Origin of the sequence: Rhodococcus sp. Leaf233, from assembly GCF_001426165.1 — a bacterium.
Lineage (GTDB): Bacteria > Actinomycetota > Actinomycetes > Mycobacteriales > Mycobacteriaceae > Rhodococcoides > Rhodococcoides fascians.
In genome coordinates this window covers 466283-478134 of sequence record NZ_LMRO01000009.1, presented here as the reverse complement: position 1 = coordinate 478134, position 11852 = coordinate 466283, and the positions used below count along the sequence as shown (strand labels likewise).

General features: G+C 65.9%; 12 protein-coding genes. 2 read left to right on the top strand and 10 right to left on the bottom strand.

Annotation, left to right across the window (positions count from 1 at the left end; translation table 11 throughout):
* Positions 1 to 22 precede the first annotated feature (22 nt).
* The 5 genes from purF to purL form a co-directional block, all read right to left on the bottom strand.
* A complete protein-coding gene (gene purF, locus ASH04_RS12920; protein WP_032367510.1) occupies positions 23 to 1585 on the bottom strand; it encodes an amidophosphoribosyltransferase in 1563 nt (520 codons plus the stop codon).
* 124 nt (positions 1586 to 1709) lie between these two features.
* Positions 1710 to 2096 carry a sterol carrier family protein gene (locus ASH04_RS12915; RefSeq protein WP_032367488.1) on the bottom strand — a complete coding sequence of 129 codons (387 nt, stop codon included), beginning with the start codon at positions 2094 to 2096 and terminating at the stop codon, positions 1710 to 1712.
* A gap of 6 nt (positions 2097 to 2102) precedes the next feature.
* Positions 2103 to 2684: a CPBP family intramembrane glutamic endopeptidase gene (locus tag ASH04_RS12910; RefSeq protein WP_032367509.1), complete on the bottom strand. Its 582-nt coding sequence runs from the start codon at positions 2682 to 2684 to the stop codon at positions 2103 to 2105.
* 41 nt (positions 2685 to 2725) lie between these two features.
* A complete protein-coding gene (locus ASH04_RS12905; RefSeq protein WP_230073742.1) occupies positions 2726 to 4402 on the bottom strand; it encodes an alpha/beta hydrolase in 1677 nt (558 codons plus the stop codon).
* 131 nt (positions 4403 to 4533) lie between these two features.
* Positions 4534 to 6825, bottom strand: coding sequence for a phosphoribosylformylglycinamidine synthase subunit PurL (gene purL / locus ASH04_RS12900; RefSeq protein ID WP_032367486.1), 2292 nt, complete (start codon positions 6823 to 6825; stop codon positions 4534 to 4536).
* A 103-nt stretch (positions 6826 to 6928) separates the two neighbouring features.
* Between purL and ASH04_RS12895 the strand changes: the two genes are divergently transcribed.
* On the top strand, positions 6929 to 7693 hold the full coding sequence (locus tag ASH04_RS12895) for a nucleoside phosphorylase (RefSeq protein WP_235580000.1): 765 nt from the start codon (positions 6929 to 6931) through the stop codon (positions 7691 to 7693).
* A 163-nt stretch (positions 7694 to 7856) separates the two neighbouring features.
* Here the strand turns inward: ASH04_RS12895 and ASH04_RS12890 are convergent, their stop codons facing one another.
* Positions 7857 to 9164, bottom strand: a complete 1308-nt coding sequence (locus tag ASH04_RS12890) for a M18 family aminopeptidase (RefSeq protein WP_057473949.1) — start codon at positions 9162 to 9164, stop codon at positions 7857 to 7859.
* A gap of 55 nt (positions 9165 to 9219) precedes the next feature.
* On the opposite strand from ASH04_RS12890, the gene ASH04_RS12885 reads away from it, so the two are divergent.
* Positions 9220 to 10110, top strand: a complete 891-nt coding sequence (locus tag ASH04_RS12885) for a hypothetical protein (protein WP_200937316.1) — start codon at positions 9220 to 9222, stop codon at positions 10108 to 10110.
* A 25-nt stretch (positions 10111 to 10135) separates the two neighbouring features.
* On the opposite strand, the gene ASH04_RS12880 is transcribed toward ASH04_RS12885, so the two are convergent.
* Genes ASH04_RS12880 through purS form a run of 4 tightly spaced genes read right to left on the bottom strand, consistent with a single transcriptional unit; the run spans position 10136 to position 11792 of the window.
* The gene (locus tag ASH04_RS12880) at positions 10136 to 10489 is read right to left on the bottom strand and encodes a hypothetical protein (protein WP_057473674.1); all 354 of its coding nucleotides are present in this window, start codon (positions 10487 to 10489) and stop codon (positions 10136 to 10138) included.
* A gap of 7 nt (positions 10490 to 10496) precedes the next feature.
* Entirely contained in the window at positions 10497 to 10847 is a 351-nt protein-coding gene (locus tag ASH04_RS12875) for a VOC family protein (protein WP_032381631.1), read from the bottom strand.
* A gap of 34 nt (positions 10848 to 10881) precedes the next feature.
* Positions 10882 to 11559, bottom strand: coding sequence for a phosphoribosylformylglycinamidine synthase subunit PurQ (gene purQ, locus ASH04_RS12870; protein ID WP_027495839.1), 678 nt, complete (start codon positions 11557 to 11559; stop codon positions 10882 to 10884).
* The gene (gene purS / locus ASH04_RS12865) at positions 11556 to 11792 is read right to left on the bottom strand and encodes a phosphoribosylformylglycinamidine synthase subunit PurS (RefSeq protein WP_032373767.1); all 237 of its coding nucleotides are present in this window, start codon (positions 11790 to 11792) and stop codon (positions 11556 to 11558) included. The genes purQ and purS overlap by 4 nt, the downstream gene beginning before the upstream one ends.
* Positions 11793 to 11852 lie beyond the last annotated feature (60 nt).

Genomic DNA, 11852 nt, shown 5'->3' with positions numbered 1-11852 from the left:
TTCCCTAACGGAAAAGACCAGGTCAAGGACGGCTGAGAGCGCTCACATTCGCGTCGTTGTCCACCGGTTGCCCAGCGGCCGACGCCAGCAGACCCTCGAGCACGTGCTTGCCGAGTGCATTGTCCGCGGGCAGATCGATGGGGTACTTCCCGGTGAAACATGCTGCACACAAGCGCGATTCGGGCTGCTCCGACGCCGCGATCATGCCGTCGATGGAGATGTAGCCCAGCGAGTCGGCACCGATGGCCTGCCGGACGCCTTCGAGGATTCCGTCCTCGGAATCGACGCCGTTGGCGATCAGCTCTGCGGGAGAAGCGAAGTCGATGCCGTAGAAGCAGGGCCACCGCACCGGCGGGGACGCGATACGGACGTGGATCTCGAGGGCACCGGCCTCGCGCAGCATCCTGATCAGCGCCCGCTGCGTGTTGCCGCGAACGATCGAATCATCCACCACCACGAGCCTTTTGCCGCGAATGACCTCTTTGAGAGGGTTGAGCTTGAGCCGGATACCGAGCTGCCGAATGGTCTGCGACGGTTGAATGAACGTGCGGCCCACGTACGCGTTCTTCATGAGCCCCTGGCCGTACGGGATTCCCGAGCCCTGGGCGAAGCCCACGGCTGCCGGAGTTCCGCTCTCGGGCACCGGGATGACCAGATCACCCTCGGCCGGATGCTCCTTGGCGAGACGACGTCCGATTTCCACCCGAGTCGAGTGCACCGAGCGACCGCCGATGACGCTGTCGGGCCGTGCGAGATAGACGTACTCGAACACGCAGCCCTTGGGCTCGGGGGCAGCGAAACGCGAGGACCGAACGCCGTCGGCGTCGATCGCCAACAGTTCGCCGGGCTCGATGTCGCGGACGAACGCCGCACCGACGATGTCGAGTGCTGCGGTCTCGCTGGCGACGACCCAGCCGCGATCGAGGCGACCGAGGCACAACGGCCGAACGCCGTGCGGATCACGCGCGGCGTAGAGGGTGTGCTCGTCCATGAAGGTCAGGCAGAACGCGCCTTTGAGCAGCGGCAGCAATTCCATGGCCGCCTGCTCGATGGTGCAGTCGGCCGCCTTGTGCGCCAGCAGTGCCGTCACGACATCGGAATCCGACGTCCCGTTGCCCTGCAATCGATCGCTGATCAGGCCCGCATCGCGAGCCTTGGTGGCGAGTTCGGCGAAGTTCACCAGATTGCCGTTGTGCCCGAGTGCGATACCGGTACCGGCAGTGGTGGTACGGAAGATCGGCTGCGCGTTCTCCCACGTCACCGACCCACTGGTGGAGTACCGGCAATGGCCGATGGCGACGTGCCCGGGCATCGCGCCGAGCGTCTGCTCGTCGAACACCTGACTGACCAGGCCGAGATCCTTGAACACGAGCACCTGGGAGCCGTCGGACACCGCGATGCCTGCGGCTTCCTGCCCACGGTGCTGCAGTGCGTAGAGGCCGTAGTACGAGAGCTTGGCCACGTCCTCGCCCGGTGCCCACACTCCGAACACTCCACACTCTTCGCGCGGCTCGTTCTCCGGCTCGTCGATGGGTTTGCCTACCAGAAGATTCGGACTGTCGACCGACAAATCGGCGTTGGTCACGGGCATTGCTCCCTAGGGGGTCCGGGGCGGGGGGCCGTGCCCAGTCTACGGGCACACGGGCTGACACAACGCATCGTGTGTCCAGGAGATTCCCGGCGGTCGAACGGCCGCTGAAATCCGGCGGTCAGGTGATGGTCAGCAACGGCAACCAACGACCCACCTCGACGGCCCGGCTGCCGGACGCGTCGATCGAGCCGTCGCCGAGCGCCTCGGCAAAATCCCGGGTCCCGGTGGCCACCTGAAGCCATGTCAGAGCATCGGTTTCGACGACGTTCGGCGGGGTTCCTCTGGTGTGCCGGGGCCCGACGATGCACTGCACCGCGACGAACGGCGGCACCCGCACCTCCACCGACGACCCCGGCGCGTTCTGACCGAGAGTTCTGGCGGTGGTGCGCACGGCGGCGGCGATCTGTGCCCGCGGCGGCTTCTCGGCCTCGCCTCTGATCCAGCCCGCGACGGCCAGAACGGCCTCGCGCACCTCGGCGGGACCGACCTCCTTGTGCGGTGGCATCTCCGGTCAGCTCCTCTCACGTTCGGTAGCCGCGAGATGCGCCAACACGGCACCGCTCGCGTTGAGTGCGTAGTGCAGCGCAGCAGGGGCGAGCACACTGCCGCTGCGCGCCCGCAGCCACGAGAACACCACCCCGGCGACGGTCGTCGCGGCAACGGTCCCGGCCACCGAATCCCCGGCGGCGCGGGCGGGACGAATGTGCCACAGTCCGAAGAAGACCGGCGACAGGGCAGGCGATGCCGCATCGAGCACACCGCGGAAGAGCAACTCCTCGGTCAGCACCGTCCCCACCGGAATCCGAAACAGCACCCACTCCGCGAGATCGTCCTCGGACGGACGGACGCGTCGACGCAGTGCGGGTACGGCGGCCACCACCGCAGACCCCAGGACGGGTATCGCTGCCGCAGCCGCACCCCATTTCAGCCCGGATGCGGCGTTACGCAGGCCCAGCCGTTCGGCATTCGATCCCGACACCGCAGCCACAGCGACGGCGAACGACGCGTTGGCCACTGCCCGCCCGCGGGCTCCGAGCCCGGCCGCAGGCAGCACGTACGTGCTCCACGCCGTTGTCACGAGTCCGGTCAGAATGGGTCGTTCCGCAGGCTCCACTCCGGTTGCCAGAGCGGTTCTCACTTCTCGGGACCGTCACGTCCGGCGAATTGCTCCATGACGCCGCGCACTCGTTCGGTGTCGCGGTCGGTCCAGCCTTCGGGGGCGGCGACGGCCACCCAGCCGTCGAGCACGAGGGTTCCGTAGTTGTGACCGTGGCCGTCGGGGACGCCCGCGGCATTGGTCAGGTCCGCTGCCACCTGCCAGAACGTCACCACCGGGAACCAACGCATGCTCGGCAGTCGGTCCGGCCCCGGCGGCTCGGACAGCCAGTCCGGACGCTCGAACAGCAGGTCCGGTGACCACCAGACCACCGGATCCGACGCATGCTGGACGTACAGGATGCGCGGGGCGTACCAGGGCTGATCCTCCGGCGGGATGCCCGACGAATTGTCGGCGAAGCGAACCGTCAGGCCCTCGGAGTACACCGGCCGAACCTCGGGGCTGCCCGGATCACGCCTGCTGACGAACTGACTCCAGATGCGGTTGTCGTTCGGCGGACCCACCCACAGGACGCCGTCGGTGGTGGCGCGGATGTCCGCCAACCCGTCGAACGCGCCTTCACCGGACTTCGTCCCCAGACTTTCGCCGTAGACGTAGAACTTGGGGCGGGTGGCCTCGGGCTCCTGCAGCCAGCGGTCGTGCACTTTGTCGATCAGCGCCTTGCCTGCCTGGGCGGCTTTGTCGCCCTCGGCGATGAACGAGATCCAACTCGGCAGATACGAGTACTGAGAGGCGACGGTGGCGACATCGCCGTCGAACATCAGCTCCTCGGCCTCGACGGCGGTGGGGTTGACCCAGCCGGTGCCGGTGGTCGGCACGACGATGAGCGCTTTGCGCTGGAACGCGCCGGTGCGTTCGAGTTCGGCGACGACGATGTCGAGTCGTTCGTCCTGAGTCTCCGCGGTTTCCAGTCCGGCGTAGGCCCGAATGGGTTCGAGGCTCGGACGTCCGGTGGCCCGTTCCATCTCGTCGGCTCGCAGGCCGCTGGAGACGAAGTTGCGGCCCTCGAATCCGAGTGTGTCCCACGGTGCCAACGAGTTCGGGCTACCCGACCTCTCGTCGGCGACGGGTTGTTCTGTGCCCTCTCGCGTTTCGTTGTTCTGCAGACTGAACACCGAGTTGGTCACCTCGGAGACCGCACGCAGCAGCACACCCTGAACCAGGGCGACGACCAGAACCACCAGGACGATCACGCCGAGTGCGTTGGCCACTTCGCGTGGCATCTTGACGATGCGATTGATCTGACGGGCGAGCAATCGGACGACGTCGCGTAGCACCCGCGAGATCGAGATGAGCAGTGCGGCAATGGCAATGCTCAACGCTCCGGTGCGGAGGTACCCCGTCGTGGTGGTCCCCTCCGCGTCCATGAGCGCGGCGAGTTCACGCTGCCACTGCGCCGAGACCGCCAGCATGATCATCGACGCAGCGACGGCGACGACGAGTACGACCACCTTGACTGCGAGTTCGACCTTGCGCGGCAACGGCCACCACGAGCGCGAGGACAGCCACCATCGCGTCACCGCCCATCCCACGGCCACCCCGAAGGCGTACCCGATAGCCGAGTTGATGCCGCCGATGATGCCTTGGAACAGCCATCCACGAGGCAGCAGCGACGGCGTCAGTGACCAGCAGAAGAACAACGCGCTGAACGCGATTCCGGTGAAGTCCAGACGCAGCAGGCCCCACGACCACATGACGAACGGATGCTTCTCCGGCGACGGAGCCGAGAACTCCACCGTCGGAAAGTGATACCGATGATGCTGATCCTGCTCGAGTGTGGGCTCGGTCCCCCTTCGACGCTCCGATACCTGTCCCCCCACCTCGGTCAGCCGAAGAGTCTGGGAAGAGTGCTCTCGAACGTCTCCCGCAGTTCCGTCATCGGCACGGAGAACTGCCCCTGGACCTCGATCGAATCCGAGCCCTCGTCGACGACGCCCACTCGCGCCCACGGAAGTCCGCGTGCGGTGCACATGCCGGTGAACCGGGTCTCCTCGGTGCGCGGCACGGCGACCAGCACCCGGCCGGAGGATTCGGAGAACAAGGTCACGAACGGGTCTGCGCCTTCGGGAACGATGATGCGGCAACCGGTTTCGCCGGCCAAGGCTGCCTCGACGACGGCCTGAGCGAGACCGCCCTCGGACAGGTCGTGTGCAGCCGAGACCAGGCCGTCGCGGGAGGATGCGAGCAGGATGTCTGCCAACAACTGCTCCCGAGCGAGATCGACCTTCGGCGGAACGCCGCCGAGGTGATCGTGCTCGACCTGCGCCCAGATGGACCCGTCGAACTCGTCGTGGGTCTCCCCCAGCAGGATGAGCGTCTCGCCGGGCTCGAGGCCGAGCCCCGTCGGGATGCGGCGATGGACGTCGTCGATGACGCCCAGCACTCCGACCACGGGGGTCGGCAGGATCGGCTCCGCGCCGGTCTGGTTGTAGAAGCTGACGTTGCCGCCGGTGACCGGGATGCCGAGGGTGACACACCCGTCCGCCAAACCGCGTACGGCCTGCTGGAACTGCCACATGACACCCGGGTCCTCCGGCGAACCGAAGTTCAGGCAATTGGTGACGGCCTTGGGAGTGGCGCCGGTGACCGCGACGTTGCGGAACGCCTCGGCCAGAGCCAGCTGCGCGCCCTGGTACGGGTCGAGTGCGGTGTAGCGGCCCGACGCGTCGGTGGCCAAAGCGATTCCGCGACCGGTCTTCTCGTCGATGCGGATCACGCCTGCATCGGCGTTCTCTGCCAGCACGGTGTTGCCGCGGACGTAGCGGTCGTACTGCTCGGTGATGAATCGACGGCTGCACAGCTGCGGCGAGCCGATCATCTTCAGCAGAGTGGCCTTCAGCTCGTCCGCGGTTTCCGGACGCTTCAGCGACGCCGTGCTGTTCGCGATCAACGCGTCCTGGGTATCCGGACGCTGCACCGGACGGTTGTACACCGGGCCTTCGTGCGCAACGGTTTTCGGCGGTACATCGACGACGGTATCGCCGTGCCAGGTGATCTGGAGGTGCTCGCCGTCGGTGACCTCACCGATGACCGTGGCCAGGACGTCCCACTTCTTGCAGACGGCCATGAATGCGTCGACGTTCTCGGGGGTCACCACGGCGCACATGCGCTCCTGGGATTCGCTCGAGAGCACCTCGGCCGGAGTCATGCCGGTGGCGCGCATCGGCACCTTGTCGAGCTCGATGTGCATGCCACCACTGCCGGCGGACGCGAGTTCCGATGTGGCGCAGGACAACCCGGCACCACCGAGGTCCTGGATGCCGACGACGAGCTTGTTCGAGTACAACTCGAGGCAGGCTTCGATGAGCACCTTCTCGGTGAACGGATCGCCCACCTGAACCGCAGGAAGCTTCTTGCGGCCCCCACCGGTCTCGTCGCCGTCGAACGTCTCCGACGCGAGCACGGACACACCGCCGATGCCGTCGAGACCCGTTCGTGCACCGAACAGAATGATCTTGTTGCCCAGGCCCGACGCGAAAGCGAGATGCATGTCCTCGACCCGCATGACGCCGGCACACAGGGCGTTGAGCAGAGGGTTACCGGCGTAGGAGGCGTCGAACACCGTCTCGCCGCCGATGTTCGGTAGGCCGAGGGAGTTTCCGTACCCACCGACGCCTGCGACGATGCCGCTCAGGACACGGCGCGTATCGGGTGCATCGGCAGCACCGAATCGCAGCTGGTCCATGACGGCGATCGGGCGCGCGCCCATGGCCATGATGTCGCGGACGATGCCGCCGACGCCCGTCGCCGCACCCTGGTAGGGCTCGACGTACGACGGGTGATTGTGGCTCTCGACCTTGAACGTGACGGCCCAGCCGTCGCCGACGTCGACGACGCCCGCGTTCTCGCCGATACCGGCGAGCATCGGCTTGCGCATCTCGTCGGTGGTGGTCTCGCCGAAGTACTTCAGATGCACCTTCGAGGACTTGTACGAGCAGTGCTCGCTCCACATGACGGAGTACATCGCCAATTCGGCGTCCGTGGGCCGACGACCGAGGATTTCCTTGATGCGGACGTATTCGTCGTCCTTGAGTCCGAGTTCCTTGTACGGCTGCGCAACGTCGGGGGTGGCGACGGCGTTCGAGACAGTGTCTGTGGGTACAGAGCTAGCGGACACGAGGAATAGGTCCCTTCGATGGAGCGAAATGCCAGGGAGAGTCTATAAGGTGCCGCCGACATGTACGGCATCGGACGTATCGGCCTCGTGCGAACATCACCTGATGGACATTGCACTGACCGAGGACGATCTGGACGAAACGGGCGTCATCGACCCGTCGATGGTGGCCAAGGGAGTCGACGTACCGCCGAAAGCCGTCGTCTGTTTCTTCGCCGAGGTGATCGAGAGCATCTGCGCGAAAGGCGACGCCCGAGTGGTGTCGATCATGCGCTCCGAGCACGGCGAACACCCCGTCTACGAGATCGAACGAGACGGACAGAAACTTGCCGTCTTCCATCCCGGCGTCGGCGCGCCACTGGCCGCCCTGTTCCTCGAAGAAGCCATCGCCATGGGCTGCACGCAGTTCGTCGCCGTCGGCGGTGCCGGGGCGCTGTCCGACGACCTGGGCATGGGACACGTCATGGTCGTCGACAGCGCCCTGCGCGACGAGGGCACCTCGTTCCACTACCTGCCGCCCGGACGGGTGGTCGACGCCGATCCCGTAGGTGTAGCCGTACTCCAGTCGGTACTGACCGACGCCGGCATCGACTTCGTCACCGGCCGCTCCTGGACCACCGACGCGCTCTACCGCGAGACCCGCGGACGAGTCTCGCGCCGCGTCGAGGAAGGCTGCCGCACGGTCGACATGGAGGCGTCGGCCTTCTGCGCAGTCGCCCGATTCCGTGGAGTCCGATTCGCGCAACTGCTGTACGCGGGAGACTCCCTGGCCGCCGACTGGGATCACCGCGGCTGGACCAAGGCAACAACGGTGCGCGAACAATTGTTCTGGCTCGCTGCCGACGCCTGCCTGCAACTCGATCCGGTCTAGGTCCTCGGGTCGCTGGTCTCGGGTTCACTTCCGGGTTGCTGGTTCACCCCCGGATTTCGCAAACGCGCGCGCGTTTGCCGAACGCGAGCGAAACAGCCCCGGAATCGGGCACGAATCCGCGCGCACCTGACAACTGCGCGCGCGTTTGCGCCGCCGACCGGGCTCAGGCAGGGGCGAGGAAAGCCGCCAACGCGTCGGCGTATGCCTTCACGTCGCCGGCTCCCATCAACTCTCGGGACGAGTGCATGGCGAGTTGCGCTGCGCCGACGTCGACCGTCGACAACCCGGTGCGCGACGCGGTGATCGGTCCGATGGTCGATCCGCACGGTAGATCCGCGCGATGGACGTAGCGCTGCAACGGTACGTCGGCCTGATCGCAGGCCAGCGCGAAGGCACCGGCACCCGCGGAATCCGTTGCATAGCGGAGGTTCTGGTTGACCTTGAGCACCGGTCCGCCGCCGAGTTCGATGCGATGTGCTGGCTCGTGACGATCCGGGTAGTTCGGGTGTGTCGCATGCGCCATATCGCCCGAGGCACAGATGGATCCGGCCATCGTGCGCAGGAATTCCTCACGGCCGCCGCCGCGCCCGAGCACGATGCGTTCGAGCACGGTGTTGAGCAGGTCCGAGAACGCGCCGCGGTCGGACATACTGCCGACTTCCTCGTGGTCGAACAGTACCAGCACTGGAGTGACGTCGGTCGGATTCTCCACTGCCGCAAGCAAAGCCTGCGTTCCGGCGTAACACGTGCCCTGGTTGTCCAGACGCGGCGCACTGACCAACTCGGATTCGACGCCCACCACCGCGCTGGGCGCCAGGTCGTGTGTCATCAGTTCCCAGCCCAGCACCGAACCGGGATCGACGCCTTCGCGGTCGGCGACGTAGGAGATGAACGATCGTGGCGAGTTACCCACGCCCCAAATGGCATTGACGTGCCGCTGCGGATCGAGCGTGACGCCTTTGCGGTCCTCGGACAGGTGGATCGCCAGCTGCGGAACGCGGAGGATCGGCTCGTCCACCTTGACGAGCACCTCGCGAGCGGTGTTGCCGTCGCGCACGCTGAGCCGGCCGGAGATACCCAGGTCGCGATCGAGCCAGGAGTTCAGCCAGGCACCGCCGTACGGCTCCAGGCCGACCATCTGCCAACCCGCCGATTCGAGATCGGGATGCTGCTTCACGCGGAGATTGGGGCTGTCGGTGTGCCCGCCGACGATGCGGAAGGGGCCATCAGGAGTGGAGCCTGCGGAACGACCCGCATTGATGTGCTCGGTGCTCCACGCGACGAGAGAACCGCCGCGGATCAAGTAGTAGCGGCCTGGTTCGGTCGGCCAGGCATCGGTCTCGTCCAGACGCACGAATCCGGCGTCCTCGAGCTGCACCGACACCGTCCGACACACATGGAACGGGGACGGCGAGACGTCGACGAAGTTGCAGAGACCGGCAGCAGAGGCAGAGGACGACATGGGAACCATTGTGTCAGCCGCCGCGTCGAACACCCCGAGAGCACACACCGACCGGGGGAGAAACATGAAGATCGAGCCGACACCGAACCAACACGTCGCTCACGCAACCACACTCGCCATCGTTCGAATGAAAACGATCGAAGCATTTCGTACCCGCGGAATGGTGGTGCACCGTGAGGATGCGACCACGCTCGGCGCGGAGTCGGGTGCACGCTTCCCGCTCGACAACGTGTTCGCCCGCTGCTCGGGTGCGCCCCGGTCGGCATGGGACAGCATCATCGGCGGCCATGTCCAGGTCATGATCGAGGCGATGCGCGAGTCCGCTCCGGCGTTCATCGCAGGCCTGTCCGACGACGAGTTCCATTCGAAACTCCGTGAACGCGTCGTCGCGCCGTGCGTGTTGGAATCGATGGGTTCGTACAGTTATTCGGTTCCCCTGCTCGCGGCACCCGATGCGCCGAGGCGGGTGTTGAATCTGTCGTCTCCGAATCGAGCTCTGACGTTGTCCGACAGTCACTTCGAGGGGCGCGACATCGACGCTGCGTGGGCTGCGGGTCGCAAGAACACTGCGGCGATCGAGTTCGAGGGAGCGCAGTTGGTCGAACGCGAGGGGGTCTGCATCGAGGTGCTCGACGGCGATTCGATCTATCTCGCGTCGAAGATCGCCGATATGACCACGTTGATTTCGTCGCATCTGGGCGAATGCCTGTACGGCGTACTCTTCGCCGTCCCCAACGCGTACGAATTCGCCTTTCATCGGCCCCGCGACGCCGACGACGCAGTCGCCGCAGCCACCGCACTCGCCGAGCTGGCCGACGTGTTCTCTCGCGATACACCGAGCCCACTGTCGCGCTCGGTGTTCTTCTGGCGAGACGGCGAGTATTGCGACGTGACGCACGGGCCTACGGGTATCTTCACCTCAGCGTTGACCGAACTACGCGCACGCGCGGCCTGACTGCGAACACGTGCCGACAGACCCGCTATTCAGGCGGCGGAGTGGTCGGTCGTCCCGCTGCAGCGTCGCGAATCCAGTCGGGTACGGGTTGATGATCGCGTTCGGCCATGGTGATGTACGCGCGGGCAGCGGCAGCGGCGACCGTTGGCCGTGGTGCTTTGATGTTGCGTTCGTCGGTGGTGGTCATCGCGGGTCCTCTTGCTCGCTCTCGCCGTGAGTGTCCTCGGTTTCGCGCGGTTTCGCGCGGTTGCGCCAGTGCGCGACGTGCAGACCGGCCCGCAACGGCAAGCAGCACCTTGCGTTCGGTGCTGGCGATGAGAGCGACCCCGACGACGGCCAGAACGCCAACGACGAGGGTGACCCACGATTGGGCGGGCATCTGCAGCTCAGTGCGCCCCGGATACGCAGAACACGTTGCCGTCGGGATCGCTCAGCGTCACCCAGCGAAAGTCACCCATGGTGTGCTGCTCGACCTCGCTCGCACCCGACTCGACCAGCCGAGAGACCTCGTCGTCGAGGTTCTCGGTCGTCACGTCGAGGTGGACGCGATTTTTACCCGGCGACGGGTCGTCGACCTTCTGGAAGGCCAGTCGATACGGGGCCGAAGCGAGGGCGACGACGTAGAACCAGCCGTCGTTCTCCTCGACGATCGATCCGTCGACCTGTGAGGCCCACCAGCGAGCGAGCGGGCCCGGGTCGGTGGAATCGAACGTGATCATGCCCAGGGTCAGTGTCATGGCGGAAGATTAGACCCACCCACCGACACGAAGATCAGGCGTTGACGATCGCGTCCAGTGCCGAGTAGAAGATGCCGAGCCCGTCGTCGCTCGGGCCGGTCAACGGCTCGGTGGCGTGCTCGGGGTGGGGCATCAGGCCGACGATCCGACCGTTTGCCGACGAGATTCCGGCGATACCGCGCTGCGACCCGTTGGGGTTGCTCCCGCTGTAGCGGAACACGACGCGGCCTTCACCTTCGAGCTCGTCGAGCACGCTCTGCGATGCCTGGAATCGGCCCTCGGCGTTCTTGACCGGAATCAGGATCTCGGCATCCTGCTCGTATCGCGACGACCATGCCGTGCCGGCATTCTCGACCTTCAACCACTGGTCGCGGCACACGAAATGCAGGCCCTCGTTGCGCGTCAACGCTCCGGGAAGCAGTCCGACCTCGCACAACACCTGAAAACCGTTGCAGATACCCAGGATCGGCATCCCGCCCTCAGCCGCCTTGACGACGGACTCCATCACGGGAGCGAAGCGGGCGATCGCACCGGCCCGCAGATAGTCGCCGTACGAGAATCCGCCGGGGACGACGATGGCATCGACGTTCTTCAGATCGGCGTCGGCGTGCCACAGGCTGACGGCTTCGCCGCCGGCGAGAGTCACGGCGCGGGATGCGTCGACGTCGTCGAGAGTTCCGGGGAACGTGATGACTCCTACGCGGGCGCTCATGAGATGCGAGTCACTTTCCAGTCCTCGATCACCGTGTTGGCGAGCAGCGATTCCGCAAGCTTCTCGAGTGCTGCGTCGTCGACGGAATCGTCGATCTCGAGCTCGAAGCGCTTGCCCTGACGCACGTCGGACACACCGGAGATTCCCAGCCGGCCCAGCGCACCTGCGATGGCCTGACCCTGCGGATCGAGAATCTCGGCCTTGGGCATGACATCGACTACGACTCGGGCCACGAAAGCGCTCCTTGAAATACGTACAGCAAGACAGTTACCGGCAGGTGGGAGTCTACGCAG